We start from the raw sequence: 24,839 nt of genomic DNA on the forward strand, positions 1-24,839 counted from the left end.
GTTTGCCGCGTCGAACAGGTCCGGCCCGTCCTGCGCCGCGGCGGCGGGCTGGGCGATGCGCGGTTGCCGGGGTGGGATGAGTCCGCGCCGCCGCGCGCACTTCTCCCCAAACCCTGGCCCGTACACCCGCCCTGTCGGGACCGGCCGGTGGCAGCAGGAGCATTGGCGGGGGAGTGCGCCCGGCAGCAGCGGCTCCGTCATTGCGTCCATCCGTCAAACCGGTGCGGTCGCCCAGGGGCCAACGGCGCGGTAGACGACCTCACCGCCGAGTTCCGCTGCACGCTGCCGCGCACCGGCTTCGGTGAAGCTGCCGCCGTCCACGAACCCGTCTGGGTAGCGCACCGACCACTGGTGGGCGATGACCGGGGCGAGTCCTTGTCCGCGCTCGACAAGGGTGTTCAGTACGTCGCGTGCCTGGACCTCGTATGCCCGACGCGTCTCGGGCAGCATGTCCAGCCAGCGGGCGTGCATCGGTGGCGTGCGCAGGTGTGCGTGATTGGCTACGAGACGACGTTGTTCAGCGTCGAACAGGGCGCGGGCGGCCATCTCCACGTCGGCGTCGGTGTAGGCGGGTTGAGTCACGACGTCTCCTCAGCATTGGTCTGCGGGCTGGTTCGCGGTTTCACATCGCAGCCGTTGCGGCAGGTGCGTCCGTCGATCACCCAGCAGTGCGGGTTGAAGCAGCCAGGGCAGTCCTGCGGGGTGCAGATCCACGGCTGCTGCGACGGGCAGGCGGTGGCGGGTATGGCTGGCGCGGTGAGTGGGGTCGCTTGGTGCCGCTCACCGCGCACGACTGCGGTCGCCGGGCGTACGGTCACGAACCTTTGGGCATGCCACTGGTTGTGCAGGTCGGCGATGTGCTCCGCGATTTCCTGCGACCACACCATGTCGGCGGCCATCGGCCCCCCGTTGAGCGGCCCTTGCCCGTTGGGGGAGACAGCCCAGCCGCCGATCTCGTCGTTGGGCACGGCCGTCCACCGGGCGGTCAGGATGTCGCTGGATCGGTCAGCCACGGTCGGCCTCCTCAATGGGGGTGGGCGCGGTGGACAGGAACAGTCGGTAATGCGTCGCGGACATGCCACCCGGCAGGTGAGACGGAACGGGCACGATCAGCCCGGCGCCGTGGTGCTCCCGCATCACCTGAACGTCGGGGAACAGGTCGAGCACGTGGTCGGCGATGCGGTATGCCCATTCCTGCGGGCCCGTGCCGCAGCCACATTCGGCGTCATGCACCCGCGTAGCGATCAGGTCCCGCACCTGCCGTCGGGCGGCTTCGCTGGCGCTGGTCACCGGCCTGCCTCGCTCCGCGCCCGGTCGTACGCCGCGGTGAGGCACTGCTGGTCGTCGCACAGCCGCGCCCCGACGATCCCGTCGTCGGTGGTGGCTGGTTTCCCGCACACCGCGCACACCCGCTGGTTGGTGTTCGTGCAGCCGGCGGCGGTGCAGCGGGCCACGTCGCCGTCCCACTCGACGGTGACGACGGGCCGCCCGTCCTCACCCTTGCGGTCGCTGTGTCCAGGCGTCGGGCACGCCCAGAACTTGACTCGGATCGAGCCGAGCGCTTCCAGGGCGGCGTCGATGGCGCGCACATCGTCGGCGCCGGTCGACTCTCCCGCCCGCTCCCACGGGGTGGTGTGCTGGTGTCGGCGTACGAGCTCGGCGGAGCCGCGCCAGCCGGGATCCTCGGCGCGCTTCTGCTCGTGCCACGCAATCCGGGCCAGCGCCCGCTCGCGGCCGGTGGGAACATCGGGCTCCTGCACGACGACGCTGTCCCGGAGCACCCGGGAAGCCCACTGCTCGACGGTGTCAGTGCCAGTCGGCAGCATGAGGCCGGCGTGGGCGATGGCGTCCACAGCGAGGAACGCGTACCTCTCGGCTTCCTGCACCGGCACGCCCGCCCACATGATGGCTTGCCGGGCGGCGGCAACAGCGTTGACACGGTTCCAGTCGATCGGGTCGGTGTCAGCGGCGGCCGGCTCGGTCACGGCTTCACCTCGGCGGTCGGGCGGTCGCCGGCCATCGCAAGGCCGAGTTGGAGCGTGTCGTGGAGTGTCTGTGCGCGGTGCGGGTCCTGCGGCGCCATCACGGTCAGGGCTGCTTCCACGCCCTTGAAGTCGCCGGCCGCGAGGGCGGCGCGGAAGATTCGTTCGCAGGTGTCGGGGTCAAACGGGTTGGTGGTCACGGCGCGGCTCCTCGGGTGTGGTTGAGTGGTTGGTCTTCTTGCCGAGCAGGTACGCGAGCCGGTCGCGGCTCGGCATGGTCGTGGTCCGCGCTTCCGGGTTGATGAGGATGATGGACATCCGCCGGCGGTGCGCCTTCTGCACGGCGGAGAATGTGCCGCCGTCACGCTTCGACGGCTGCCACACCGCCACGCACGCGTCAGCAGCCGGCAGGTTTCTCGCGGGGTCACCAGCGAGCATCCCGTCGTTGCGCTTGTGCAGCAGCACCGTCGCCAGCCGCCGACGGTCACTGTCCGCCGCCTCGTTCAGGTCGCCGTACACGACCTCGCCGGCGGCCATCCCCACCAGAGTCACCCATTCGGCTTGGGCGGCTTGCGGCCACCTGTCGGGCTGCTGCGGGTAAGGGATGTGCGCGATGAACGGCACGTCGATGCGGTGCAGGCTCCGCGCCCACCACTGGTCGGGGCCTAGCGCCATCCCCGTGTAGCCGCGTCCCATGGCGTGCTCGTCACGCAGCTTCACGGCGACCCGGTCAAGTTCGCCGCGCACCCACTCGTGTGTTTCCTTCCGCATGTGCTGGGGGCGGTGGCCGGTCACCATCACCGTCTCCCACACCGGCGCCGTCACGACGCACCCCCACTGATGACAGCGAACCGAGGCCGGGGCGTGACGGCGGTCGGCACCTCAGCGAGCGGCACGTCAGGCGACACAAAGAGACGAAGGTTCGGCCGCTCCCACGCCTCTACCTCCGGCGGCGGCGTCCAGTCCGGGTCCAGCGTCGACCACAGCTTCTGCCAGTCCAGACGGATGTGCCGGGCCAGCCGGCCACCCGTGTTCGCCGGAGGCTGCGGCACCTCCACCGCCGCACACGCCTCCTGGTTCGCCCGCTGCTGCTCCCAGTACCAGTTGGCGTGCTGACGGCACGCACCCACCGCGTGGCGGCGTCCGGTCTCCGGGTCCGTGAACAGCGACCCGATACTCTCCGGCTTCCCGCACGCCAGCTTCCGTGGTGTCGGAGCCCCGCACGGCGTCCGTTGGGCGGAGTAGCCCGGCTCCGCACGAAAGTCGTAGCGGCGAATGTCCTCCTTGAGTAACCCGGACACCCGCCAGGTGTTCGGGCCGGTCGTCTGCTCGTGCCGCACTCCGAACCCGCCCATCGCGGGGCGACTGCTCAGCGGGAACAGTGACCGTGCAGCGTCGGCAGCGTTCCAGCCGTTCTCGCCTTCCGGCGGGTCCTTGAGGATCGTGGCGCGGGCCAGCCACAGCCCGAGCAGCAGCAGGTTACCTGTGATCTCAGGGTCGGCCATGAGCGCTGCCGTCACCCGGTTGTACTCGCGCAGTGCAGCGAACGTCGGCTCGGCTGTCACCCGGCCACCTCCATCGCGTGCAGGTTGAGCGCGTGCCGGGCCGCCTCACCGCGGCGCCACGCGTCCCGCAGGTCCGCCTTCACCGCAGCCAGGTCGTCTGCGAACTCCGGCGCCGTGTCGTCCACCGGCACCATCAGCCCGCCCCGGCCCGGCCGATCGTCCGGCCAGCCCATCCGCACATGCCCCCGTCCACGGCCGGCAACCTTGAACCCGCACGCCTCCATCGCGGCCACCAGCCGCTGCCCGTCGTTCTCGATGTCGCTCACGCGGCGAACCTCCGCTCGATGTAGCTGCGGTTGGTGGGGAACACCAGCACCTTCCCCGCATACCCGACGTGTTCCTCAGCCGACTCACGGTGCTGGCCGCACACGTAGCGGGTCATCCCGTCGCCCGGGTACACGCCGGCGGTCACCTCCCACTGGGCGACGGCGCCGGTGGCCTGCCCGCAGTAGTCACAGTCCACGGGTCCTCCTCACACGATGGCCATGTCAACGAACCGGGACAGGTGCAGCTGGGCCGCCACGGTGACCGTGTCGGTGGGCCCGTTCCTGTGTTTGGCGACGATGAAGTCCGCCTCGCCGGCGCGGGAGGACTCCTTGTCGTAGTAGTCGTCGCGGTGCAGCAGGATGACCACGTCGGCGTCCTGCTCTAGCGATCCCGACTCGCGAAGATCACTGAGCTGGGGGCGCTTGTCGGTGCGCTGCTCCGGCCCGCGGTTCAACTGGCACACCGCGATGACCGGGCACTCAACCTCTTTGGCGAGCAGCTTCAACCCGCGCGACAGGTCCGACACCGCCTGCTGCCGCGACTCCGCCTTCGGCACCGTCATCAGCTGGAGGTAATCGACCACAATCAGCTTGAGGTCGTGGCGACGCTTGAGTCGCATCGCCTTCGACCGGATCTGCATCAGGTTCATCGACGGCGTGTCGTCCACGAACAGCGGTGCCTCGGCGATTTCACCCATGCAGCGGGCCAGCCGCGTCCAGTCGTCGTCGGACAGGTTGCCCGAGCGAAGCACGTGCAGCGGGACTCGGGCTTCCGCGGACAGAACCCGCATCATTATCTCGACCTTGCTCATCTCCAGCGAGAACACCACAGACGCGTCTTTCGCCCGGATCGTCGCGTTGCGGACGAAGTCGAGGCTGGCCGTTGATTTTCCAAGTCCCGGCCGTCCCGCCACGATCACCAACTGCCCTGGGCTAAGCCCATTGAGCAGCCGATCCAAGTCCGTGAACCCGGTCGGCACGCCGGTCATCTCGCCCTTGCGGTCACCGATCGCCTCGATTTCGTCCAAGGTCGGTTGGAGCATGTCGGCCATCACCGCGACGTCGTCGCCGACGGCCCGCTCGGTCACTTCCAGCACCGCCTGCTGCGACAACTGGACGATGTCCGTGACGTTCCGCCCTGCGGGCAGCGCGTCAGCGGATCCGTATCCCAGCTGCACGATCCGCATGCCTGCCTCGATCAGCCGCCGCAGCGTCGCCTTCTCCGCCACACTGCGGGCGTAGTAGGCGGCGTTCGCTGCGGTCGGCACCATCTCGATCAGGGTGTGCAGGTACGGCAGGCCGCCAACCCGGGCCAGGTCACCGGAGTCCATGAGTGAGGTGTGAACGGCCACGATGTCGACGGGGACGCCCGTGTTGTACAGCCGCACGATCGTGTCGAAGATCGGGCCGTGCACCGGCCGGTAGAAGTCTTCGGTTTTCAGGATCTCCGCCACGTCACCGCACGCGTCCTTTGACAGCATCATGCCGCCGAGCACCGCCTGCTCCGCCGGGATGTCACACGGCGGCCGGCGGTTGAACTGGCCGTCTTCGTCGGATCGGCGCGGCATCGGCACGACCTCAGCCACGGGGGCGGCCGTCACGACTGTCCCTCCGGGTCCAGCTCAGCGTCGGCGGCACCAGCCGTCAGTTCCCGCAACTGCTGAAACGCCGACGGCAGGGACTCTTGCCGGGCCGCGATCGTCGCGATCAGCGGTTCCAGGATCTGCCGCGCCTGCGCGCCGCCGCGCGCCAGCCGCACCTGACGGTTCATGTCTTCCTCGAACTTCGACGGCAACGCTGCCGTTGCCGTCCGCTGCTCCAGGCGGCGCTGCTCCTCTCGGATCTGCTTGACGATCGCGCGGACATGCGCGGGCATGATCCGCTCGGTGGAGTCTCGGTAGTGGCGGCGCACCGCCTCGCTGGCTTCCTCGAAGTCCAGGTCGCCGATGACCGCGTACCAAGCCACGGCGTCGTGCTTGCTGGTCTCCCGGTAGTCGTACAGGGCGCAGGTGCCCAGCAGGCGGGCCACATCTCCCGGCGTCACTGGACACCACCTACCACATGCGCCGGCATGATCCGGTCGGTGGACTCGGCGTAATGACGGGTTACTGCCTTCACCGCGTCGATGTAGTCCAGGTGGCCGACCACCTTGAACCAGGCATCCACGTCGGACGCCCCGACCTGTCGGTAGTCGTACAGAGCGCAGATGTCGAGCAAGCGGGCAACATCTCCTAAGCTCACCGGACACCTCCGTTCGCGAGTTCGGCGTCGAGTTCGTCGGCAATCTCGTGGGCGCGCAGGAACTTGCGCTCACCCGCCGACTGGCGCGGCTGCGTGTCGCGGACGGCCACGCCGTTGCGGTCCGGGTAGCCGGCCGGCGGGCCGCTGCGGTGACCCTGAATCGCAACCTCGTTGCCGGGTCTCGACGGGCCGCGGTCGTCGTAGGCGCGTCGCATCCAGTTGCGGAACACGGCAGGCCAGTCCTTCCTGACGGCCTTTTGTCCCGTCTGGGAACGCCAGTAGTCGCGGAACCTCAAGAACTCGCGGTCGATGTCGAAGCCGGGGATCTCCTCGGCGGCCCAGCCGCGCATCTCCCTGGAGATGCCGAACTGCTCGGGGATGCGGGTGCCGCGGTCGGTCTCGGCCTTCTGCTTCTTGGTCGTTGCGGACGTCGGAGCCAAAGGCGGAGCGTCGAACAGAACCTCCGGAGGAGGTTCTGTTGTGCCGGGTACGGGTACGGGTACGGGGCTCACGCCAGCAGGCGACAAGTTGCTGTCGATGCTCACGCCGTTTGCTTCACCTTGCTTGGATTGACGTCGCTTCGCCGCGCTGACCTGACCGCCACGACGGCCCGCAGCCCGGCGCTTCTCAGACAGCTCCGCCGGAGTGCCAGGCGTCGCCCGGTCTCGGGCCGGAGCCCGGTATTCCTTCGCGTTGTGGAACACGTACCCCGCCGCGTCCTCCGGCAGGTCCGCATACTCCACGGCACACTCGGCGCACATGGCGCTTCGCTCGTGCCACAGGCCCCAGCGGACCAGCGCCGTCGCCCACCGCGAGCCCAGCTCCCGGTCACACAGCAGCGTCGCCGGCTGGTGTGCGGGGACGTATCCCTTCCACTTCTTCTGCTTGTTCGTCCAGGTGTTCGCCAGCACATGCAGCGACAGCGCGCCCGGGTCCTCGAACACGACGGCGGTGACCTTCGGGTTGGTGTCGAAGTTGTCGTCGTACCGGACCCACGCCATCAGAGCGACACCACCCGGCGAGGGTGGGCCTGCTGGACTTCCCAGGTCTTGCTGCGGTCGACCATTGCGCGTGTCTCCAGGTGATCGGGGGGCCGCTAGGCGGCGTTGGGCGAGTCCGTTCCGATCTCGTCCCACCGCTCCGGCGGGGTGGGGGCCGGGCTGGCGGCGATCTTCGGCACGTACGCCTCCAGGGCGTCGGTGACGAGCCGGGAGAAGCTGATGTCGTGGGCGCTGGCGACGCGCTCGGCGGCCTCCACGAGCGGCTTCTTCCGCTTCGAGTAGTAGAGCTGCTTGACGGGCACGGTTCCTCCATAGCTCATGCATGGCGTGTGTGGATACGATCAACACGTTACATGTGATGTGTCGGAGGGTGCAAGGGTGCCGTGCTCGATTCAACGGAGAGGGTGGGCGCGGCCCGCCGGGGAAGTGCGGGCCGCGCCAGTTAGTGCGGTCAGATGCCGGTCAGCGCCGGCGCAGGAGCGCTGATCACGTCGAAGATGGCACGGGTCCACTGGCAGTCGCCGAGTGCGGTGTGCCGGTCGAACTGGGTCGGGTCCACGCCTACCGCCCGGGATAGATCCTCCGACTTCTCCGACTCCGGTACCGGCAGGCCCCGGCCCTTCAACCACCACTTCGCGGCGGTGGCTATGCACTCGCCCCGGTAGTGCCACGACGGCAGGATGCCGTTGGCGCGCATCCGCCGATCGAGCACGTCCATGTCGAACGCCGGGTTCGATCCGTAGACGATGGCGCCGCGTGTCAGGCTCTCCACCGTGCGCAGCACCGCGAACTCCGGCTGGAGGCTAGGCCCGCGTAGGGCACTGAACGGAACCGGCTGGTACTGCGGGTTGATCTCGGGGTGCCGGTCGTAGAACCCGCCGACCTGGAGGGACTGCGGGTCGGCGTTGCCCAGGTCGAGGTCTTCGACAGTGACCAGCCACGATCGCTCGTGGTCGGAATGTTCGGGCCGGCGCAGGATCAGGGCGATCTCCCACGCCCGCCGGTCCGGGCGCAGGCTCGTGGTTTCACAGTCCAGGAAGACGATGGGTCGGGTCACGGTGGGCTCCTTGTCGAGTTGAATGGGGGGAGGTGTGGCGCGGCCCGCCGGTCGGGCCGCGCCAGAAACGGCAGGTCAGCCTCAGAACGGAGGCTCCTCATCGAAGTTGCCGCCGCCCTGCCGTCCAGCCGGAGCAGGCGCGGCGGACGCCCACGGGTCATCCCCGCCCCCGAACCCGCCGTCACTCCCGCCGGACGAGCGCGACATCTTCTGCACCTTCGCCGTGGCGTACCGCAACGACGGGCCGACCTCGTCCACCTCCAGCTCGATGACGGTGCGCTTCTCACCCTCACGGGTCTCGTACGACCGCTGGCGCAGCCGGCCGGTCACGATGACGCGGGCGCCGCGCTGCAACGACTCCGCGACGTGCTCGGCGGCCTGCCGCCACACCGTGCAGGCGAGGAACAGCGGCTCGCCGTCCTTCCACTCGCCGCTGGCCTTGTCGAGGTAGCGGGGGGTCGAGGCGACGCGGAACTTCGCCACAGCCGCACCCGACGGGGTGAAACGCAGCTCCGGGTCATCGGTCAGGTTGCCGATCACAGTGATCGTGGTGTCTCCAGCCATGTCAGGCCGCCTTTCGGTTGATGCGGCTTCCGGCCGCAGTCGGTTCGTGCGCCGCCTTGGTGACGGCGCGTATCAGATGCTGGGCTTGGCTTTCCTTGATGCCGAACTGTGCGGCGAGCGGCTTGTAGCCGTACGGCTCGCCGCGGTTGAGGCGGTGCTGCCGCCACACGCGGGCGAGTTCCACCTTCTCGGCATCGTTCATGCCAGCGGCTAGACGGGGGTTGTGGATGGCGCGACGGACCAGCACCTCGTCCACCGTGTCGTCGTGTTCGTTGCCTACGTTCGGCTGCTCGTCCGGGTTGTCGATGTCGTCCCACGCGCCGGCGGGGTGCCAGCCTCGCCGCCTAGCTGTCTCCCTCGCCTGCTCGGACGCACCCGGGGTGTCGCACAGCAGCGCGAACAGGTCACGAACCCAAGCGGCGGTTGCGACGCGGACCGCGTTGTGCTTGCCGAGGGCGATGGCGCGCACGGTGTGGGGGGACTCGCCGCTGTGGTGTCCAAGTTCCTTCCAGCCCCAGCCGTTGACCACCAACGCCCGGAGGCGACGGATGGATCCTGTGGCGTCGATGCAGCGGGGATGGTTCCTCTTCTCCCGGCGCCGCTTGCTGTAGATGCGCCACTCCTCCCGCGCGTCGGGGCAGCGGCACCCGTCGTGGCTGTACGCCCAGAGGGTGCCGTGCCGCGGCGCGGTGCAGTTCGGGCCGAACATCAGCGGGACACCCGGATCGGCATGATCAGGTACCGGTAGCCGGGGGTTTGCTGCCCTTCTGCGTCGGCGGGGGTGATGACCGCGGGTTTGAAGGCGTCCACGAACGCAAAGTGGGCGTGGCTGGTGCCGAGGTTGGCGAGGCCGTCGATTAGGTACTGGGGGTTGAAGCCGATGGTCAGTGGGGCGTCGCCGGTGAAGTTGGCTTCCATCGCCTCGGAGGCGCGGGCCTCCTCGGTGCCGCCGGCTTCGACGGTGAGGGTGTCGTCGCCGGGGGTGAACGTGAGCAGCACGGGGGTGGTGCGTTCGGCAACCAGGGCGACCCGCTTCACGACCTCCAACAGTTGGGCAACGGGCGCGACCGCGGACATGGGTGCGTCTGCCGGGAACAGGGACCGCACCGGCGGATAGTTGGCGCCGTCGAGCAGCCGGGAGGTGGTGCGGCGGGTGTCCCGCGCGAATCCGATCATCCCTTCGCCGGCGGCGCCCTGCGACAGGGCGATGGTGACGTGGCCGCCGAGCGGGCCGAGGGCTTTCGCGGTGTCGTGGAGGGTTCGGGCCGGCATGAGGGCGTTGATGTTCACCTCCGGGTTGTCCGGGTTCCACTGCATTTCCCGCACGGCGAGCCGGTATCGGTCGGTGGCGAGCATCGCCAGGGTGTTGCCGGACAGTTCGATGCGAACGCCGGTCATCATTGGCAGGGTTTCGTCGCGGCCGGCGGCCACAGCCACCTGGGCTACCGCCGTAGCGAACGCGGCGGCGTCCACGGTGCCTGCGGGGGCCGGCATGTCCGGCAGGGCCGGGTAGTCCTCTACCGGCATGGTGGGCAGCGTGAACCGGGCGCTGCCGCACACCAGTTCCAGGTGGGTGCCGGCCGTTGCGAGGCTGATGGGTTTCGCCGGTACCGCCTTCGTGATTTCGGCGAGCAGCCGGCCGGACACCAGGACACTGCCGGGGTCGGCGACGGTGCCGCGGACGTGCATCTCGGTCGACACTTCGTAGTCGAACGAGCTGACGGTAACTCCGTCTTCGGTGGTGGCGAGTTTTACCCCGGCGAGGACGGGCACGGACGGCCGGTTCGGGAGGGCTTTCGCGGCGCTGTTGACGGCGTCTGCGAGGGCGTCACGCTCGACGGTCAGTTTCATGGGCGGGCTCCTTCGGTCGGCTGGGCCGTGGTGGGCCAGGTGCGGAAGTTGATGTGGGAGCGGGACGCGGTCGGTCCGCGCTGCCCCTGGTAGTGGGAGCCGAGGCCGTCTGCCCCGTACGGCCACTGGGCGGGGCCGGACAGCTGAAACACGCACAGTTGTCCGATGCGCATGCCGGCGTGCAGAAGCAGCGGCCGGGGCGCTAGGTTGACGAGCTCCAACGTCACATGCCCGGAGAAGCCTGGATCGATGAAGCCCGCGGTGACGTGGGTGGCCAGCCCGAGGCGGCCGAGGCTCGACTTGCCCTCTATCCGGGCCGCGAGGGTCGCGTCGAGGGTGATGTGTTCGACCGTCGAGGCGAGCACCATCTGGCCGGGGGCGAGAGGGTAGGTGCCGCCCATGTCGTTCATGTCGGCAGGCAGCATCGGGTTTTCCGCAGCCGGGTCGACTACGCCCCCGGCAGGCCACACGAGCAGGTGCCGGTCCAACCGGACATCGATGGATGACGGCTGGATCAGGGACGGCTGTGGGGTGATGGTGAGCCGTCGGTCGCCGATAGCGCGGGCAAGGTCGGTGTCGCAGAGCAGCATGTCAGCTCACCTCGGCGTGCGGGCTGGCCGCGACCTCGGTGCCGTCGGGCAGCAGCGTGATCTCGTAGTCGGCGAACACGTTCCGGGCGACCGTGCGAAGCTGCCGCAGACAGTCGACGGCCAGCTCGCGGATCTCCACGTCGGCGTGCTCGGTGGCGCGCATGTCGATGAAGTGCCGCCAGGCCCGGTAGTTGCCGGTGACCACGATCCGGGTCTCGGTCGCGTTGGGCAGTACGGACCGGGCCGCCTGCCGTGCCTGCTTGCGCCGCAGCGTCGGGTTGGGCTCGTCGGTGAACTTGGCCTCCAGCCCGACCAGCAGATCGTTGTACGCGCGCAGGCTAGCCTCAGAGGCTTCCACGAACCTCTTGTGCAGCTCCGGGTCCTGGGCGATGACGTCCGGCTCGACCATGGCGGCGTCGCGCTCCGGCACGTACCGCTGGGAGAGCTGCGAGTAGGAGAAGTGGCGGTGCCGGATCAGCTCGTGCGTGAACGACCGCGAGACGCCAGTGAAGTAGAACGACGCGCTGCCATGCTCCAACACGCTGAGGTGCCCGACCTCCAGGATGTGCGCGAGGTAGCCAGCGTTGGTGGACGTGGCCGGGTTCGGCTTCTTCCAGGACTGGAAGCAGGCGCGACCCGCGAACTCGGCCAGGGCTTGGCCGCCCTTCGCGTCGGTGTGCCAGCCCGGGAAGTCCCCGTCGGCGGTGGCGTCCTTCGCGGCGGCAGCATCAAAGTGCGTCCACGCGACCAGGCGGGCGGTGGGCTGAACGATTTCGGTCATGCGGCGGTGCTCCCGGTGAGTGCGAGAAGAGGTGAGAGGACGGAGCCGTCCGGGTCGAGCGCGTCGGCGCCGATCCACAGTTCGCCGCCGAGGGCACGCAGGTAGCGCTGGCAGTTGGCGAGCATCAGCCGGCCGGTGGTGTTGGTCTCGAACCGGCCGAGAACGTTGACGTGGATGCCGAGGCTGGCCGCCAGCGCGGTCTGCGTGACGTGGCATGCCTCGCGGGCGTCGACCAGAGCGCGGACCAGGTTCTGCCGGTCCACGAGGTGCTGCTGCTGGGCGGGCATCCGCGGGTCCACGTCGGCCACCTCGTACGGGCCGCCGGGCAGGTTGTGGGGGTACATGACCACCCGCAGCCGGAGGGCGTACGCGATGTCTTGGGTGCGCTCAACCCGCCACGGCTGGCCGACCTCGAAGCGGGCGACCGTGGACTGGGGGACACCCATCACGTCGGCGAGCTGCGTCTGGCTGTAGTCGAGTTCGACGCGGCGGGCGATGAGCAGGTCCCGCAGCCCGATGCGGTAGGCGAGGTCGTCGGGGTGCAGGTCGGTGGGGGCGCGCATTCAGGCCACCTCCGCCTGCGAGAAGACGACATTCACCGGTCCGGGCCTGTGGTTGCGATCCCGCCACGCCCGGCCCTTCCCAGTGGGCTTGAGGACTCCGTTGGGGTACACGGTGATCAGCCCTTTGGCTTCGGCCGCGTACACGAGGTCGTCAATGTCGACGCCGCCGGTGTCCGTGTGCCGCCAGTTGGCGAAGCGGACCTTGTCGTCACGGATGAGATCGAACAGGTGGTGCAGGTCGTTGTCGTTCACGGTGCCGTTCTCTCGGGGGTTGGGGCCCGCCGCCGGGTGACGGCGGGCCGTGCTGCTGGTGGTCATGCGGCCAGGACGTGCGAGCCGCGCCGGTTGATGGCCCGCCGCTCGTCTTCGGTGGTGTTGCCCCACACCCCGGCCTCGCCGGAGTCGAGCGCCCACTGGAGGCACTGGTCCACGACGGGACAGCGGCGGCAGTTCGCTTTGGCCTGCTCGGTTTGGAGCAGCGCCGGCCCGGACGTGCCGATCGGGAAGTGCAGGTCCGGGTCGTAGTCCTTGCAGACGCCACGGGCCTGCCAGTGATCGTCGTCACCGGGGGCGAGCCGGATGTTGGTGAAGGAGAACGATCCGCGGTGGCTCACGCGGTCACCGCCTTCACGGTCCGGCGGCAAGCGCGACGGATCAGCGTGTCACCGTGGCAGAGTTCATCCGGCGCGCACGGGCAGGCGACATTCCGCCCGGTGAGCTGGTCCAGGTTGGCGAGGATCCACGCCCGGCGCTCAGGCTCAACGCTGGCGTACTCGGGTTCGCCGTCCAGCCACCTGTCGTACGCCTCAACGCACACTTTGCGGGCGTCGGCGTCGGTCTCGGCGAGCATGGCGTCGAGGCAGTCGGCGACGCGGAAGGGGTTACCCCACCGGGAGGTGCGGTCAACGATGACGGTGTTGGCGGGCTTCTTCCAGCCCTTGGTGCGCTTGCGCTGGATCCGCTGCGGGCTCACGCGGTCACCGCCGTACGCTCGGCCGGGAACTCGTTCCACTCGCGGCCGTCCAGCAGCCGCCCCGCGCGCTTCTTGCCGACGCGGACGGCGATCGTGTCGTCATCGAGCATGTGCCCGAGGCCGTTTACGTCACCGGCGCGCATCGCCCGGGTGACGCCGGGGTGGAACGCCTTGGTGGAGCGCTCACGGATCGTCGCGGCGTAGCGCCCACCATTGGGGTGCTTGAAGTAGCGGCCACCAGCGAAGTTGGAGTCCTTCTCGACCCGGACGGGCAGGTGGTCGCCCCACTGCTTGAAGAAGAACGGCACCTCGGCATCGGTGCACTGGTCGCGAAGGCTGCGCGCCCAGTCCGGGTGCATGGGTCGCGCCTTTGCGCCGGTCTCTCCGCCGACGACCACCCAGTGCAGCTGGCCCCACGCCGGGCCGGGCTCCCAACCGCAGCGCGGCTGGTGCACGTAGTACGGCGGGCCGTACCCACCGCAGGTGCAGCCGTCCGCCTCGGCGAGCAGCGGCAGCTTCACCGGCCCGAGCAGCGGTTCGCAGGACAGCCACCGCACGGCGGCGGGCGTGTCGAGCAGGGCGGGGATCCGCAGGTCGGCGGTCTTCTGATCCTCCACCGACACACCGACGTGCAGGTTTGGCAGCGGCCATGCGACAACCGGTCGGCGGCTGCCTGGGTCGTCGGCGGACACCGTCAGGTCGATCATCTTGAGCGCCACCTGGTTCTTGAACGCCTCGTCGTTGAGCAGTGACCGCATCCGGCCGTGCCGCTTGGTGAGCAGCTGGAACGTGTGCCGCTCCGCGACGGCCATGACGGCGAACACCTGGGCGATGAACTCGGTGGGTACGTCCTTGTGGAACAGGTCGCTCTGCGAGTTGACGAAGATCCGCTGCGGCTTCTTCCAGCCGAGCGGCTGCGTGAGCCGGTCGGGCAGCAGGTTGATGCGTCCCGTCCAGTCGAGGCGACCGAATCGGCGGGTGGTGAGGCCGGCGAACGCCTCGGCGACCTTCGGGTGCGGGTTGTTGGCGCGGATGGTGGCCGTGGTGATGGCGTAGCAGCTGTCACACCCGGCGGTGACCCGCTCGCAGCCGAGCAGCGGGTTCCAGGTCTTGTCGGCCCACTCGATGCTGGTATCAGCCACGGACGGCCTCCTTCCGGTTGGTGGTGGTGTGGTTGGCGACGGTCTCGTTGAATGCGCGGGCGAGCGCCGCGGACAGGTCGAGAACGTCGAGCAGGGGGAGCGGCCGGGCGTTGAGGTAGATGACGCCGCCGCTGATGGAGACGGTGTCGCCGGCGGAGGTGATGAACGGCAGCCGGGTGCGGGCGGCTTCAACGTCGGCGAGGTCAGGCACTGGCCTTCTCCGTCCGCTGGCCGGGACGAACCCGGATGGCTTCCAACTCGGCGCGGATTCGCCCGGAGTGCCAGTCGCGGGGACGCCACACGTCCACGTCGGCGCCGGCCGCCCGCAGGTCGGCGATCCACTGCTTCTGCTCGGGGCTGAGCGTCCCCCGGTCGGTCTTGTTCTCCCGGAACAGGACGCGGGTGCCGACGAGGGTGAGGTCGGGGTAACCCTTGGCGTCGGCGGCCACAGCCGTCATCCACTTACCCGCCACGGACTTGGACGGGGGGAAGTGCGCGACCTTGATGTTGTAGAGGCGGGCGAGGTTGATGATCTGCCGTTGCAGGTCTTCCTCGCTCATCACGCCGATCACTGGTCATCACCCGCCAGCGCCTCGCGGCGGGCGCTGGTCAGCGCACCCATCTCGCGAATGTCGATCGGCTTGGCGCCCCGCTTGATTGCCAGGTCGCGGATGCTGTCGGTGACGTCGTAGTGCCAGTGCACGCACGGCAGCGTCTTGTGGCAGGGGCGCTTGCACGTCTGGAACCACTTCTGCTGGAGGCCGAGCTTCGCGGCGAACTCGTGTAGCTCGTGCTCGGTGTCGGCGGTGAGGTGCGACCAGCGGCCAGCGGTTCGGCCGACCCGGGCGGGGATGCGGGCGTTGTCGACGTAGATCACCACGGCGCCGCCTCGGCGAGTTCCTGCCGCACCTGCCCGGCGATGTCGGCGGGCGGCGTCCACAGGCCGAGCGCCCCGCGGGCCGGCACCGGGTGGCGGAGGCGGCGCACGTTGGCCAACACGAGATGCTTGGCGTAGCGGCCGTTGTGGACCCGTTCGCCCCACGGCTCGCAGCAGGTGCCGGGCGGGCCGGTCAGCGTCGGGATGTCCTCGGCGGTGTGGACGTCCACCAACTCGGCGACGGCGATGACCACGCCACCGTCGAGCCCGTTCAACGCCGAGTAGAGCTGGACGACGTCGGTGACACCGGGCCACAGCGCGGCGCGGACCCGCCCGTCGTGGACCGCCGTGTTGTCGGTTTGCTGGCTGGTGTGAATGAGCAGCTTGCCGCGGTAGTTGGTGCCAGCACCCCGGTTCTCGATCAGCTTCACCCCGGAGGCGATGCACGAAGCCCACGGCTCCCGCACGGTGATGGCGCGAACGTCGGCGGTCATCCGGCCAGCACCTCGTTAACGGTGATGGCGGGGTCGTCGGCCCGAAACAGCCGCACCACCTGCCAGCCCTTCGCCGCGGCGAGAGCCAACACGTCCTGCCACCGGTACGGCGTCTCGTCGGCCACCCCGTACCAGTGGTCGCACCGCACGTCGGTGTCGTGGGTGTCGTCGCGCTCGAACACGAGGGGGATGACGTCGTCGGCGGAGTCGAACAGGCCGACCAGGGCGCGGTGCGGCGGCTCGGGCATCTGCACGGTGGACATCAGGCGTTCGCCTCCTCGGGGTGGTACTGCATCCGCCACGTCGGGTGCCACGGGGTCGCGCGGCGCTTCCCGTCGATGACGATCAGCAGGGAGGATCCGTCACCGCCAGCGATCCGACCCCGCTTCCCGTCGGCGGTGACGCGGCAGCCGATCGTGGCGGGCACCTGGTACTGGTGGCGGACCCACTCGACCTGCGCGTCGGCGCACTTGACGCAAACGTGCATCGCCCACGGGCGGGTGCCGTCCTCGTGGCCTTCGTCGCCGGGGAACGCCACGGATCGGACGTACAGGTCACCGGCGTTGATGGTGTGGTCCTCGTAGTGGCGGGCGAACGCGCACGGGCGGTCGGCGCGGGCGGTGCGCAGCGTGGTCGACGGCATCAGCTCACCGCCTCGGCGATGGGGTGGGTGAGGACGTGCAGGACGGCCCGCGTCTGCCATTCGGTCATGGACTCGTACGGCGGCTCGTCAACTGCCCGGCCCCGGTACCGCTCCAGCACCATGCCCGGGTCATCGATCGCCACCCGCAGATGCTTGGCCAGCGTGTCCGGGTGCAGTCGCAGCCCTTCCGCGTCGGCGACCGCCTCGGCGAGACGCCGGCAGCCCTGCTCCATCGCCAGGTCGACGTCCACGTTCGGGTCGCGGCCGTCGAGCTTGAACACGGCGGTCAGCGCGCACGCGGCGATGTGCACGGCGGCCATCCGCATGTGCTCGTTGGCGTACACGGTGAGCGCCCGCTTGAGGTCGCGTACCTCATCCTTGAGGTGGTCGACCTCGGCGCAGGTGTGCTCGTGTCCCGGCTTGTTCGCGCCGAGGAACGCGGCGAGCTGCTGCCGGTCGTCGTCGGCGATGGTGACACCGGGTCCGTCGTTCGTGCCGGGCGGGGCGATCCACGCGACGGTGCGTCCGTCGGTGGTGCGCTCGATGACGAGACTGCCGCCCCGCGCGTCGGTGATCGTGAGGCCGGTGAAGTCGCGGTCAGCGACAGCGGAGGCGGTCATCGGGCCGCCGCCTCGATGTAGGCGCGGGCCACGGCCAGCGCGCTGGGTTCGACATACACCGGCACCCGGCGCTCCGCGTTGAAGACCTCCCGGTCGAGCCACGCGGCGACCGCGAGGGCGACAGGCGGCTGCCAGGAGACGATGTGACGGGCGTTGCGCGGGTCACGGATCCCACCGAACCCACGGGCACCGCGCCGACCGGAGGCGACAACCTCGCTCGCCGGGGTGCCGGTGGGGTGGGCATTGGAGTAGATGCCGCTGGTGGCGTGCGAGTCCGGCGACCAGACAAGGCTGCTCGTCCACGGACCCTGGGTGGCCGCCACCGCATGTGCCTGCATGAGCTTTGAGGCGTGCCGCAGGATTTCAACGTCGGTCATCTCGCCGACCGACGTGGTGGTGTTGGTCGTCACGCCGGAACCCCCGTCGTCAGCGCAGCCTCGGCAGACTCCATCGCCTCACGGGCGGCGTAGAACTCGGACAGCTTCCGCGGCTCCCATGAGCAGGAACCCTGCGGCTCGCCCTTGAACAGCGCCCACAGCGTGCCGCCGTGCTCGAAGAGTTCCGGGGCGCCGATGATGTTCTCGCGCCGGTAGTAGGCCGGCAGGCCGTGCTCACCCATGACACCGCGCAGGTCCGGCGGCTGGTGAGCGTCCATCCAGTGGCGGGCCGCATCACCGGCCCTGCCGCGGCGGGGCTCCAGCCGCTCACGGCTCTTGATGTACTGCCAGCCCTGCGGCGGGTCGGTCGGGTCGTCCGGCTCCAGGCCGACGAGGCGGGGCTTGCCGATCGGGCCGGAGATCATCAGTGCGCCCTTGTTCTTGCCCAACTTCTCGGCGTCTTCGCGGGCGCGGCGTCCGCCGTCGCGGAAGGCGTCGGCCGCGGCCTTGAACGCGGCGACGGTGGTCGGGTCGCTGGTGGAGTACACGTGCTCGGTCATGCGGTGACCTCCTGCTGGTTGGTGTGGTTGGGGGAGTAGGTCTGGATGTCGCCGTCGGGGGTGAGCAGCACCCAGCCGTGTACGGCGTGGTTGACGGGCACCTCAGCCGGGTTGTCGGTCTGCCGGATCGCCCACCCGTTGACGCGGGCCTCGGCGCGGCGCGACTCGACGTGCCCGTGGCAGCCCGTCGTCGCGGACCCGTCCAGCAGCACAAGGTTCGGCGGCTGGTTGGTGTCCGGCCGCAGGTCCCGGCCCTGCCTGGCGCGGCGGTGCTGGACACTCCAGTCCCGGCCCCGCTCACCGCGGATCGGGTCGCCGCAGCGGGCGCAGCGGCCTTGGTCGCGGCGGAATAGCAGCGTCACTGTCTCCGCCGACGGTCCCGTGTTGCGCGGCTGCTTCGGCGCCGGCTTCCGGTCCCGCTCGGCGGCGGTGCGGGACAAGCCCGATCCGGTGTTGGTGAACGTCGAGTAGGGGCTGGTGTTGCCGGCGGCGGCGAGCTCGGCCCGCCGCTTGTCGCCCATCGGCCGCATCCTGGTGCGGCGCTTGAGGCTCACGCGATCGTCCCGTCGTTCACCTCGGCGAGGAACGTCTCCATGTCGAAGCCGTTGATCTCGTCGGAGGTCTTCTTGAACCGGGCGTAGATGCGCTGCTCCAGCGCCTCCGAGTTCCACCTGCGGGTGCCGGCGGCGGCCTGGATCTGCACCCACAGGGCGTCCTTGTCCGGCTCGATCTCCACCTCTACCGGCTCACCGGCATCGTCGGTGGCGGTCACCTGCGGCGCGGGCGGCTGCGCCGTCTGGGCGGGCGACGTCTTGGTCTGCTTCGACGCGGCACCAAGCGCGGCGGCTCGATCCTCCAGCACCTTCTTCGCCGCGTCGGTCAGCACACCGTCGTGGCCGGCGTCCTTCCACAGCGTCTGCAACTGCGGTACCGACGTGACCAGGGCGGCGAGGCGGATCACCTCGGCCTCGGTCAGCTTCTCCGTGTCCGGCTGTTCGGGGGCGGCGCCGATCGCGGCCAACTCCTGGGCGACCAGCGCCTGCCGGGCGGCCCGCCCGATCTGCCCGCCGAACGCCTGCGCCGGCGTGACAAAGTCGAAGTGCAGCACCGGCACCATGAACACCAGCGACTCGACCTGCTCTGACTGCGGCTTGTTCGGGTGGAACAGCTTCTTCTCCCGCCGCTGCACCTCCAGCCGGGCGGGGATGGGCTGCGGCGCGTTGGCGATGGACTCGGCGAGCATCGGCAGCTCAGCGGCGGCGTTCCAGCCGTGGCTTTCGAGTTTCCAGGTGCCCAGCGACGGAATGTCGGCCAGCATCAGCGACATGCGGGTGGTCGGCTTGCACACCTCGCCCGGCTTCAAGTCGCGGCCGGCAGCCTGCGCAGCGGCCCGCACCGGCTCGCAAAGGCACGGCTTCTGCCGGATCCGCTCGACCTCGCCGTCGCACATGCGGGAGCGGAACCCGTTGCCCCACAGCTCGTAGTTGGGGTCGATGTTCTGCGGCGGAACCAGCACGCGGATCTCACGCGCCTGGGTGATCACCTCGAACTGCGGGCCCTGCGGCGAATCCCACGGCCGCAGCGTGCCACCGAATGCCCCGGCGACCGCCTCGATGAGGGTCTGCGAAGGGGAGGTGAACCGCAGCGTCTCCAGCTTCGCCGGGTAGTTCTTGCCACGGGCGGACACGCGCTGCTCGCCGAGGCGAATCACCCCAACCTGGGTGAGGCGCCGCTGCAACTCCTTGATAGGCATGTGGTGTCTCCTCGCTGTCAGGCAGCGGCCGGCGCGGCGGCGGCCTCGCGGTCTGCCTTGCGCTTGCGGGCGGCGGTGGTTTCGGGAAGCACGAACGTGCGGGAGCTGACGGCGGCCGGACCGACCTCGATCAGCCACTTGGCGAGGCCGAGCGCGTGCAGAAAGCCGTCCCGGTAGGTTTCCTCGGTGGTGAGGACCAGCCGGGGGGTGTAGCCGTCGGGGCGCAGCTGCACGAGCATCCCGCCGTCGGTGGCGGGCATCGGCTCCTCGTACTCGGAGTTCTTGACGCGGATGACCGGGGCGTGCCGGTAGCCGGTGACCTGGAGAGCCTGCTCCGGGTAGAACTTCGGCTTCTCACCCTCGCGGGTCTTGAAGTCGATGATCAGGGTGACGGTGAGCCCGAGCCGCTTGGCCTTCTTCCAGTTCACCCCGGTCAGCCGGGACACCAGCTTCGCGGCCAGGTCGGTACGCGACGCGTCGATGACGACGATCCCGTCGGTGGTGCCGGCGTACCCGGCGTCGCGGTTGACAACCAGCGCTTCGGAGACCAGGAACGACTCGGGGGTCAGCCCGTAGTCGGCGACGAACTGCTCGAATGCCTTCACGTACGGGGTGATCTCCCCGTCGTAAGGCTTGATCTCCCCGTGGTACGACCACCACTCCACGACATCGTGCACGGCCTTGCCTTCGTCGGCGCGTCGGGCGCTCTCCGCGAGGTGGCGGCCCGCTAACCAGTGGGCCACGCACTCGCGGCACTCGACGCACGGGCACCGGTCGCAGCGTTCCTCCCGGCTGTGCCCGCCGTCGCCGGCGCACTTGCTCCAGGTGTTGCCGCAGGGCTTGATTCGGGAGGCTATGACCACGGTGGGCAGCTCGGCGAACGCGGCGTCGGCGGCGACCTGAGCAGCCCAGCGGAGCAGCGCTTCGCTGCCGATGACCCCGGTCGCGGTGGTCACGGAAATCAGCCGCAGGTCATCGATCAGGTAGAACCGCATGTCGCCGACCATTTCGGTGCCGTGGAACACCGGGGCCGCCGACGCGATAGTGAGGGTCATCAGACGTCGTCCCGTCGCACGAAGGCCATGTCGTAGTCGAGGTCGGCGGTGCGGCAGGCCGGTTTGTCGCAGCCGGTCAGCAGCCCCGCCACCGGGTCGCCGCAGTGCGGGCAGGTGACGGGTTGCGGCAGGTTGCAGGGGCCGCCCGGCCACGGCGGGGGGATCGGCACGCCCGGTTTCGGGTCAGCGATGACAGCGAGCGGCATCAGTTCTCCTCGCCGACGAGCAGGCCGGACAGGGGCAGGTCGTGCAGGACGCAGCCGTCGGTGTTGGTCTGCCCGTCCGGGTCGGTCGTGCAGGTGCACTGCGGGTCGGCGATCACAGCGGCACCTCACGCAGCTCGGCCAGCCAGGACGGCTCGTAGTGGCATCCCGCTTCGATGACCGCGCCGACGAACACACCCGGGCCGCGGTGATCGGCGCGCACCAGGTGCCACGCATACTCGCCGGTCCAGTCGGGGTTGACGCGCAGCAGTTGCGGGGTCGGCGGCTGGACGGAGTGCTCCCATCCCTCACGGATGCCGAGCGACCATGCGAGTGCGGTGAACACGTCGGGGTCACCGTCGTATCGGACGTAGCCCAGCCATCGGCCGTTCTCGTCATCGATCGGGGCGGCAGCGAAGGGTTTGCGGCTCGTCACGCCTCGTCCTCCTCGGTGGCCGGGCGGAACATGTCGGCGGTGTCGCCGGGCCGCAGGAAGTCCTCCACCGGGGCGGGCCACGGCATGTACATGCGCTGCTTCGGTTCGGCGTTGTTCCAGGCGTCGACCATGGCGATCTGCCGCCGGACGGCTGCCTGGTAGCGGGTGTCTCGGCGCGGCTTGCTGGTGGCCTTGGACATACGTCACCGACTCCAGAGGTAGGTGGATGTTCGGCTGGCGGGCTCGGGAGGTGACGTCCAGTCCGCTCTGCCGTATGCTCCCATCCTATGTACATCACGCCTAGTTGTACAAGTAGACGGGGCGGTAGAGTTTGCTCCGTGGACATGAAGGAAGACTTGGTCGTCTCCGAAGCACGGGCGAACCTCACCGACGTGCTCTCCCACGTCCGCCTGCTGCGCTGGACCGTCTTCCTGCTGAATCGCCGGACCGCCGTGGCAGCCATCGTCCCGATCGAGCTGGGACGGCTGATCCGTCGAGCCGGGGGTGCCGACCGGGCTGCGGAGATCCTGCGCGCCCACCTCGGACCCGAGCCTGATGACGAGGAAAGCTGACGCCAGCTCGGCAGCCCACCGGGGCAGCACACCCGCCCGCTCCGCCAGCTTCCCCACGCACGCCGAGCACCACGACAACCCGGCCGGTGGTGCCGCTGGCATCGGATCCAGGATCACCGGCTCCGAGTTGCGGACACCCCACCCGTGCACGCCGCACTCCGCGGACCGGCCGGGGAACTTCCCGTCCTCCCGCATGATGTGCAAGCGGGTGGTCCGCGACGACTGGTAGCCCCGATAGAAAGCGCGTGCCATCAGATCGCCGCCACCAGCAGCGCGGACACGAACAGGCACCCGATGTGAAGGGACTGGTCGGCCAAATACCCGCCGTGCAGCGGTGTCTGTGAGGCGGCGAATGCCCGCGACCCGGTGTGCTCCAGGATCCAGCGGACCGGCCACCGCCGGTCCAGGAAGCCGTGCGTCACAGCCGAGAAGGCGAGCCCGACCGCGCATCCGGTGAAGGTGAGCGGCACACCGGCGGCTGCCAGCCCGCCGAGCGCCACCACCATGCAGGCGTGGTAGCTGGCCAGGTGTCCCGCCATGGCCCGTACACCCAGCCAGCCCGGCTCGGCCTTGTTCTTGGCCTGCCAGTCTGTCTGCGCCGCATGGTCACCGACGTGGTGGCCGGCGAACAGGGCGCAGAATACGGCGGCGATGACGGCAGCCTCAGCCACGGCGCACCGCCCGCTGCCGGGGGATGAGCATGGTGGCGTCCGGCCGGTCGGCGCAGCGGGGCAGCATCTCCGTCACCGGCTCCCGCCGCGGCCCCATCGAGGGATGCCAGTAGCCCTGCGGCACCCGTACCCGGCCGACCGCTGGCCCGTGCTCGGCGGCCACCTCGGCGCGGAAGCGGCGCACCGCGAACCGCAGCCACTTCACGGCGCCGACGATCAGCAGCCCACCGATGATGTAGCCGGCTGCGCCCGGGTCGACCGGATTCAGCCAGCCCATCAGCGGGTCACCTGCTCGATGAACACGGTGTCGTCGTCCGCGGTGTTCGCCGCCGCACGCTGGTATTGGGGTGCGTGGATGGTGCCGGTGCGCGGACCGTGACTGCGGGGCCGCGGCAACTCCACTGTCTCCGCGCATTCCCGCGACTCCGCCGGCGTGGTGTCGGCGGGCCGAGGCCGCAGCACCCACACTGCGAACCACACCGCCGCGAGGGTGACCACCACCCACGCCACGAAGGCGACCAGCACGTCTTCGGCGGTGACGAAGTACACCTCGATCGGTTCAGGCATGGGTGGTCTCCTTCGGGTTGGGAAGCGTGGGGGACAGCAGCGCGCACAGTTCGGCGGCTTGCTCGGGCGGAAGATGCTGCCGCGCCCAGTCGTGGCCGAGCCGGTTGCGGTGCGCGAGCTGGTTGCCGAACAGCCGTTCCCGCCGGTTCTGGGCGATGACCGCCTGGTTGGCGGCGTCGACCGCCTCCGCTTCACGCCGCAGGGCGGTGTTGCTGGCGCGGGCGGCGGCGAGCTCGGCGTCGTGGCGGGCTTTCTCCTGACGCAGCGCGGACACCAGCCGATCGGTGCGGGCCTCCAGGTCGACCACGAGCAGGGCGAGGGTGGCCTGTTTGGACAGGAAGGCGCGCAGCCACCGCCAAGCACGGATCACCGCACACCACCCCGGGCCGCGGCGGACAATCGGGCGCGGGCCGCCTGCCGGTGCCGCTCATACCGGCCCACCGCCGACCGCAAGCGCGCGTTCTCCCGCACCAGCCGCCCGTTCGCCGCTTCTAGGCCGCGGATACGCAGCGCCGCATCCACGCGTCCGGCCAGCACCGGAAACACCGCTCCAACCAAGGCCCTCACGACGGTGCCCCCTGCTGCACGGGAATCAGGCCGGTCGCGGCGGGGTCGGTGACGCGTTCTACCGCGTACCGGTGCAGGTAGTCGTTGCGTCGGTGCACCGCGGCGGTGAAGTCGTCGGCGCCGGTCAGGTCAACGTCGGGTTCCATCGGCACCCGACCGGCCGGCTTGGCGGGGGCAGCCGGGTTGGTGGGCCAGGTGAACGCGTTGACGTCCCGCCCCGCATGGTCGACCGGCGGCTGCACCACCACAGGCGCCGCTGCCGGTCGGGAGACCGACCGTCGGACCCGGGCGGACACCTGCGCCACCGCCGGCCGCAGCCGCGACCACACGCCTGGCTGCACCGCCGGCAGCCACGACGGCCGCCCCAACCGGGCCGCCACGATCGCCGGCCGCCACCGCGCCAGCAGCGGCTCCGACTCGACGGTCACCTCCCGGTCCCGGGCACGGTCGGCCATCTCGTCGCGGTACAGAAACCCGAGCGCCGTCACCGACGCGCCGATCACCGCGCAGATCCCACCGAACGACGCGAATGCCAGCAGGTCACTCACAGCCCCACCGCCGCCCGCACCGACCCGCGCCGCGCTGGCGTCGGACCGGCCTGCCGGTTCCGGGCCCGCATGTCCGGGTGCTGCCGAGAGACGTAACGCTGCTGCATCGGCGGCAGCGTGGCCGTCGGACCGTCGACCTGCCGCGGCGACGGCATGTTCGCGTACGACACCCGGGCAACGCCGATAGGGCGGGCCGGCGGGACGACACCCGCGTTCAGGGGCGACGCGGCAGCGGCGTCGGGACGGCGAGTTGCGTTCTGCAACATGCGGGCCAGTCGGGATTTCAGGGATGGCATGCTGTGCTCCCCTCAGAAAGGGAC

At 69.9% G+C, this 24,839-nt stretch carries 48 protein-coding genes; 2 read left to right on the forward strand and 46 right to left on the reverse strand.

Features of this window, described 5'->3' with window-relative positions; translation table 11 throughout:
• Positions 1 to 213: 213 nt before the first annotated feature.
• The 40 genes from ACFY23_RS09610 to ACFY23_RS09805 form a co-directional block, all read right to left on the reverse strand.
• The gene (locus ACFY23_RS09610) at positions 214 to 582 is read right to left on the reverse strand and encodes a hypothetical protein (protein ID WP_350676124.1); all 369 of its coding nucleotides are present in this window, start codon (positions 580 to 582) and stop codon (positions 214 to 216) included.
• Positions 579 to 1,013 carry a hypothetical protein gene (locus ACFY23_RS09615; protein ID WP_350676122.1) on the reverse strand — a complete coding sequence of 145 codons (435 nt, stop codon included), beginning with the start codon at positions 1,011 to 1,013 and terminating at the stop codon, positions 579 to 581. The genes ACFY23_RS09610 and ACFY23_RS09615 overlap by 4 nt, the downstream gene beginning before the upstream one ends.
• Positions 1,006 to 1,290 carry a hypothetical protein gene (locus ACFY23_RS09620; protein WP_350676119.1) on the reverse strand — a complete coding sequence of 95 codons (285 nt, stop codon included), beginning with the start codon at positions 1,288 to 1,290 and terminating at the stop codon, positions 1,006 to 1,008. Before ACFY23_RS09620 ends, ACFY23_RS09615 begins: the two co-directional genes overlap by 8 nt.
• Positions 1,287 to 1,985: a hypothetical protein gene (locus ACFY23_RS09625; RefSeq protein ID WP_350676117.1), complete on the reverse strand. Its 699-nt coding sequence runs from the start codon at positions 1,983 to 1,985 to the stop codon at positions 1,287 to 1,289. The genes ACFY23_RS09620 and ACFY23_RS09625 overlap by 4 nt, the downstream gene beginning before the upstream one ends.
• Positions 1,982 to 2,182 (reverse strand): hypothetical protein, encoded by a 201-nt coding sequence (locus ACFY23_RS09630; RefSeq protein ID WP_350676115.1) that lies wholly within the window; start codon positions 2,180 to 2,182, stop codon positions 1,982 to 1,984. Before ACFY23_RS09630 ends, ACFY23_RS09625 begins: the two co-directional genes overlap by 4 nt.
• Positions 2,163 to 2,807: a hypothetical protein gene (locus tag ACFY23_RS09635; protein ID WP_350819025.1), complete on the reverse strand. Its 645-nt coding sequence runs from the start codon at positions 2,805 to 2,807 to the stop codon at positions 2,163 to 2,165. The genes ACFY23_RS09630 and ACFY23_RS09635 overlap by 20 nt, the downstream gene beginning before the upstream one ends.
• Positions 2,804 to 3,547, reverse strand: a complete 744-nt coding sequence (locus ACFY23_RS09640; protein ID WP_350676111.1) for a hypothetical protein — start codon at positions 3,545 to 3,547, stop codon at positions 2,804 to 2,806. Before ACFY23_RS09640 ends, ACFY23_RS09635 begins: the two co-directional genes overlap by 4 nt.
• Complete coding sequence (locus ACFY23_RS09645) at positions 3,544 to 3,813, reverse strand: hypothetical protein (RefSeq protein ID WP_350676109.1); 270 nt, start codon at positions 3,811 to 3,813, stop codon at positions 3,544 to 3,546. The genes ACFY23_RS09640 and ACFY23_RS09645 overlap by 4 nt, the downstream gene beginning before the upstream one ends.
• Positions 3,810 to 4,010: a hypothetical protein gene (locus ACFY23_RS09650; protein ID WP_350676107.1), complete on the reverse strand. Its 201-nt coding sequence runs from the start codon at positions 4,008 to 4,010 to the stop codon at positions 3,810 to 3,812. Before ACFY23_RS09650 ends, ACFY23_RS09645 begins: the two co-directional genes overlap by 4 nt.
• A 9-nt stretch (positions 4,011 to 4,019) precedes the next feature.
• Positions 4,020 to 5,381, reverse strand: a complete 1,362-nt coding sequence (dnaB, locus tag ACFY23_RS09655; protein ID WP_350676514.1) for a replicative DNA helicase — start codon at positions 5,379 to 5,381, stop codon at positions 4,020 to 4,022.
• Between the two features lie 29 nt (positions 5,382 to 5,410).
• The gene (locus ACFY23_RS09660) at positions 5,411 to 5,857 is read right to left on the reverse strand and encodes a hypothetical protein (RefSeq protein ID WP_350676105.1); all 447 of its coding nucleotides are present in this window, start codon (positions 5,855 to 5,857) and stop codon (positions 5,411 to 5,413) included.
• Entirely contained in the window at positions 5,854 to 6,030 is a 177-nt protein-coding gene (locus ACFY23_RS09665) for a hypothetical protein (RefSeq protein WP_350676102.1), read from the reverse strand. The genes ACFY23_RS09660 and ACFY23_RS09665 overlap by 4 nt, the downstream gene beginning before the upstream one ends.
• Positions 6,031 to 6,050: 20 nt before the next feature.
• Positions 6,051 to 7,055, reverse strand: coding sequence for a hypothetical protein (locus ACFY23_RS09670; protein ID WP_350676100.1), 1,005 nt, complete (start codon positions 7,053 to 7,055; stop codon positions 6,051 to 6,053).
• 95 nt (positions 7,056 to 7,150) lie between these two features.
• Complete coding sequence (locus ACFY23_RS09675) at positions 7,151 to 7,357, reverse strand: hypothetical protein (protein WP_350819023.1); 207 nt, start codon at positions 7,355 to 7,357, stop codon at positions 7,151 to 7,153.
• 149 nt (positions 7,358 to 7,506) lie between these two features.
• Complete coding sequence (locus ACFY23_RS09680; protein ID WP_350676095.1) at positions 7,507 to 8,112, reverse strand: hypothetical protein; 606 nt, start codon at positions 8,110 to 8,112, stop codon at positions 7,507 to 7,509.
• An 81-nt stretch (positions 8,113 to 8,193) separates the two neighbouring features.
• Positions 8,194 to 8,676, reverse strand: a complete 483-nt coding sequence (locus ACFY23_RS09685; RefSeq protein WP_350676093.1) for a single-stranded DNA-binding protein — start codon at positions 8,674 to 8,676, stop codon at positions 8,194 to 8,196.
• Position 8,677: 1 nt separating this feature from the next.
• Positions 8,678 to 9,385: a hypothetical protein gene (locus ACFY23_RS09690; protein WP_350676091.1), complete on the reverse strand. Its 708-nt coding sequence runs from the start codon at positions 9,383 to 9,385 to the stop codon at positions 8,678 to 8,680.
• Complete coding sequence (gene dnaN, locus ACFY23_RS09695; protein ID WP_350676089.1) at positions 9,385 to 10,527, reverse strand: DNA polymerase III subunit beta; 1,143 nt, start codon at positions 10,525 to 10,527, stop codon at positions 9,385 to 9,387. Before dnaN ends, ACFY23_RS09690 begins: the two co-directional genes overlap by 1 nt.
• Positions 10,524 to 11,117: a dCTP deaminase gene (gene dcd, locus ACFY23_RS09700; RefSeq protein WP_350676087.1), complete on the reverse strand. Its 594-nt coding sequence runs from the start codon at positions 11,115 to 11,117 to the stop codon at positions 10,524 to 10,526. Before dcd ends, dnaN begins: the two co-directional genes overlap by 4 nt.
• 1 nt (position 11,118) lies before the next feature.
• Positions 11,119 to 11,898 (reverse strand): FAD-dependent thymidylate synthase, encoded by a 780-nt coding sequence (thyX, locus tag ACFY23_RS09705; protein WP_350676084.1) that lies wholly within the window; start codon positions 11,896 to 11,898, stop codon positions 11,119 to 11,121.
• The gene (locus ACFY23_RS09710; protein ID WP_350676082.1) at positions 11,895 to 12,461 is read right to left on the reverse strand and encodes a helix-turn-helix transcriptional regulator; all 567 of its coding nucleotides are present in this window, start codon (positions 12,459 to 12,461) and stop codon (positions 11,895 to 11,897) included. Before ACFY23_RS09710 ends, thyX begins: the two co-directional genes overlap by 4 nt.
• Positions 12,462 to 12,779, reverse strand: a complete 318-nt coding sequence (locus tag ACFY23_RS09715; RefSeq protein ID WP_350676079.1) for a hypothetical protein — start codon at positions 12,777 to 12,779, stop codon at positions 12,462 to 12,464.
• Complete coding sequence (locus ACFY23_RS09720) at positions 12,776 to 13,042, reverse strand: WhiB family transcriptional regulator (RefSeq protein WP_350676512.1); 267 nt, start codon at positions 13,040 to 13,042, stop codon at positions 12,776 to 12,778. Before ACFY23_RS09720 ends, ACFY23_RS09715 begins: the two co-directional genes overlap by 4 nt.
• Before the next feature lie 29 nt (positions 13,043 to 13,071).
• Positions 13,072 to 13,434 (reverse strand): DUF4326 domain-containing protein, encoded by a 363-nt coding sequence (locus ACFY23_RS09725; RefSeq protein WP_350676077.1) that lies wholly within the window; start codon positions 13,432 to 13,434, stop codon positions 13,072 to 13,074.
• Positions 13,431 to 14,576 (reverse strand): phage Gp37/Gp68 family protein, encoded by a 1,146-nt coding sequence (locus tag ACFY23_RS09730; RefSeq protein ID WP_350676074.1) that lies wholly within the window; start codon positions 14,574 to 14,576, stop codon positions 13,431 to 13,433. The genes ACFY23_RS09725 and ACFY23_RS09730 overlap by 4 nt, the downstream gene beginning before the upstream one ends.
• Positions 14,569 to 14,787: a hypothetical protein gene (locus ACFY23_RS09735; protein WP_350676072.1), complete on the reverse strand. Its 219-nt coding sequence runs from the start codon at positions 14,785 to 14,787 to the stop codon at positions 14,569 to 14,571. Before ACFY23_RS09735 ends, ACFY23_RS09730 begins: the two co-directional genes overlap by 8 nt.
• Complete coding sequence (locus ACFY23_RS09740) at positions 14,780 to 15,136, reverse strand: VRR-NUC domain-containing protein (RefSeq protein ID WP_350676069.1); 357 nt, start codon at positions 15,134 to 15,136, stop codon at positions 14,780 to 14,782. The genes ACFY23_RS09735 and ACFY23_RS09740 overlap by 8 nt, the downstream gene beginning before the upstream one ends.
• 8 nt (positions 15,137 to 15,144) lie before the next feature.
• On the reverse strand, positions 15,145 to 15,456 hold the full coding sequence (locus ACFY23_RS09745) for a DUF4031 domain-containing protein (protein ID WP_350676067.1): 312 nt from the start codon (positions 15,454 to 15,456) through the stop codon (positions 15,145 to 15,147).
• The gene (locus ACFY23_RS09750; protein WP_350676065.1) at positions 15,450 to 15,947 is read right to left on the reverse strand and encodes a hypothetical protein; all 498 of its coding nucleotides are present in this window, start codon (positions 15,945 to 15,947) and stop codon (positions 15,450 to 15,452) included. Before ACFY23_RS09750 ends, ACFY23_RS09745 begins: the two co-directional genes overlap by 7 nt.
• Positions 15,944 to 16,210 carry a hypothetical protein gene (locus tag ACFY23_RS09755; RefSeq protein ID WP_350676062.1) on the reverse strand — a complete coding sequence of 89 codons (267 nt, stop codon included), beginning with the start codon at positions 16,208 to 16,210 and terminating at the stop codon, positions 15,944 to 15,946. The genes ACFY23_RS09750 and ACFY23_RS09755 overlap by 4 nt, the downstream gene beginning before the upstream one ends.
• The gene (locus ACFY23_RS09760) at positions 16,210 to 16,590 is read right to left on the reverse strand and encodes a hypothetical protein (RefSeq protein WP_350676060.1); all 381 of its coding nucleotides are present in this window, start codon (positions 16,588 to 16,590) and stop codon (positions 16,210 to 16,212) included. Before ACFY23_RS09760 ends, ACFY23_RS09755 begins: the two co-directional genes overlap by 1 nt.
• Positions 16,590 to 17,210 carry a hypothetical protein gene (locus tag ACFY23_RS09765; RefSeq protein WP_350676058.1) on the reverse strand — a complete coding sequence of 207 codons (621 nt, stop codon included), beginning with the start codon at positions 17,208 to 17,210 and terminating at the stop codon, positions 16,590 to 16,592. The genes ACFY23_RS09760 and ACFY23_RS09765 overlap by 1 nt, the downstream gene beginning before the upstream one ends.
• A complete protein-coding gene (locus ACFY23_RS09770) occupies positions 17,207 to 17,620 on the reverse strand; it encodes a hypothetical protein (RefSeq protein ID WP_350676056.1) in 414 nt (137 codons plus the stop codon). Before ACFY23_RS09770 ends, ACFY23_RS09765 begins: the two co-directional genes overlap by 4 nt.
• Positions 17,617 to 18,147, reverse strand: a complete 531-nt coding sequence (locus tag ACFY23_RS09775; RefSeq protein ID WP_350676053.1) for a hypothetical protein — start codon at positions 18,145 to 18,147, stop codon at positions 17,617 to 17,619. Before ACFY23_RS09775 ends, ACFY23_RS09770 begins: the two co-directional genes overlap by 4 nt.
• Positions 18,144 to 18,668 (reverse strand): hypothetical protein, encoded by a 525-nt coding sequence (locus tag ACFY23_RS09780; RefSeq protein ID WP_350676051.1) that lies wholly within the window; start codon positions 18,666 to 18,668, stop codon positions 18,144 to 18,146. Before ACFY23_RS09780 ends, ACFY23_RS09775 begins: the two co-directional genes overlap by 4 nt.
• A 29-nt stretch (positions 18,669 to 18,697) precedes the next feature.
• Positions 18,698 to 19,900: a hypothetical protein gene (locus ACFY23_RS09785; RefSeq protein ID WP_350676048.1), complete on the reverse strand. Its 1,203-nt coding sequence runs from the start codon at positions 19,898 to 19,900 to the stop codon at positions 18,698 to 18,700.
• A gap of 17 nt (positions 19,901 to 19,917) precedes the next feature.
• The gene (locus ACFY23_RS09790) at positions 19,918 to 20,955 is read right to left on the reverse strand and encodes a hypothetical protein (RefSeq protein WP_350676046.1); all 1,038 of its coding nucleotides are present in this window, start codon (positions 20,953 to 20,955) and stop codon (positions 19,918 to 19,920) included.
• Positions 20,955 to 21,161, reverse strand: coding sequence for a hypothetical protein (locus ACFY23_RS09795; RefSeq protein ID WP_350676043.1), 207 nt, complete (start codon positions 21,159 to 21,161; stop codon positions 20,955 to 20,957). Before ACFY23_RS09795 ends, ACFY23_RS09790 begins: the two co-directional genes overlap by 1 nt.
• Before the next feature lie 112 nt (positions 21,162 to 21,273).
• Entirely contained in the window at positions 21,274 to 21,594 is a 321-nt protein-coding gene (locus ACFY23_RS09800) for a hypothetical protein (protein WP_350676041.1), read from the reverse strand.
• Positions 21,591 to 21,794: a hypothetical protein gene (locus ACFY23_RS09805; RefSeq protein ID WP_350676038.1), complete on the reverse strand. Its 204-nt coding sequence runs from the start codon at positions 21,792 to 21,794 to the stop codon at positions 21,591 to 21,593. Before ACFY23_RS09805 ends, ACFY23_RS09800 begins: the two co-directional genes overlap by 4 nt.
• Positions 21,795 to 21,932: 138 nt before the next feature.
• Between ACFY23_RS09805 and ACFY23_RS09810 the strand changes: the two genes are divergently transcribed.
• Together ACFY23_RS09810 and ACFY23_RS09815 are read left to right on the forward strand one after the other, a co-directional pair.
• Positions 21,933 to 22,166 carry a hypothetical protein gene (locus ACFY23_RS09810; RefSeq protein ID WP_350676036.1) on the forward strand — a complete coding sequence of 78 codons (234 nt, stop codon included), beginning with the start codon at positions 21,933 to 21,935 and terminating at the stop codon, positions 22,164 to 22,166.
• On the forward strand, positions 22,150 to 22,395 hold the full coding sequence (locus tag ACFY23_RS09815) for a hypothetical protein (protein WP_350676034.1): 246 nt from the start codon (positions 22,150 to 22,152) through the stop codon (positions 22,393 to 22,395). The genes ACFY23_RS09810 and ACFY23_RS09815 overlap by 17 nt, the downstream gene beginning before the upstream one ends.
• 22 nt (positions 22,396 to 22,417) lie before the next feature.
• Here the strand turns inward: ACFY23_RS09815 and ACFY23_RS09820 are convergent, their stop codons facing one another.
• From ACFY23_RS09820 to ACFY23_RS09845, 6 genes are all read right to left on the reverse strand, one after another.
• The gene (locus ACFY23_RS09820; RefSeq protein WP_350676031.1) at positions 22,418 to 22,837 is read right to left on the reverse strand and encodes a DUF3307 domain-containing protein; all 420 of its coding nucleotides are present in this window, start codon (positions 22,835 to 22,837) and stop codon (positions 22,418 to 22,420) included.
• Positions 22,830 to 23,114 (reverse strand): hypothetical protein, encoded by a 285-nt coding sequence (locus ACFY23_RS09825; RefSeq protein ID WP_350676029.1) that lies wholly within the window; start codon positions 23,112 to 23,114, stop codon positions 22,830 to 22,832. The genes ACFY23_RS09820 and ACFY23_RS09825 overlap by 8 nt, the downstream gene beginning before the upstream one ends.
• A complete protein-coding gene (locus ACFY23_RS09830) occupies positions 23,114 to 23,404 on the reverse strand; it encodes a hypothetical protein (protein ID WP_350676027.1) in 291 nt (96 codons plus the stop codon). Before ACFY23_RS09830 ends, ACFY23_RS09825 begins: the two co-directional genes overlap by 1 nt.
• On the reverse strand, positions 23,397 to 23,774 hold the full coding sequence (locus ACFY23_RS09835) for a hypothetical protein (RefSeq protein WP_350676024.1): 378 nt from the start codon (positions 23,772 to 23,774) through the stop codon (positions 23,397 to 23,399). The genes ACFY23_RS09830 and ACFY23_RS09835 overlap by 8 nt, the downstream gene beginning before the upstream one ends.
• A 193-nt stretch (positions 23,775 to 23,967) precedes the next feature.
• A complete protein-coding gene (locus ACFY23_RS09840) occupies positions 23,968 to 24,519 on the reverse strand; it encodes a hypothetical protein (protein ID WP_350676022.1) in 552 nt (183 codons plus the stop codon).
• On the reverse strand, positions 24,516 to 24,815 hold the full coding sequence (locus tag ACFY23_RS09845; RefSeq protein WP_350676021.1) for a hypothetical protein: 300 nt from the start codon (positions 24,813 to 24,815) through the stop codon (positions 24,516 to 24,518). The genes ACFY23_RS09840 and ACFY23_RS09845 overlap by 4 nt, the downstream gene beginning before the upstream one ends.
• Positions 24,816 to 24,839 lie beyond the last annotated feature (24 nt).

This window comes from Micromonospora sp. NPDC000121, assembly GCF_042899165.1.
Classification (GTDB): domain Bacteria; phylum Actinomycetota; class Actinomycetes; order Mycobacteriales; family Micromonosporaceae; genus Micromonospora.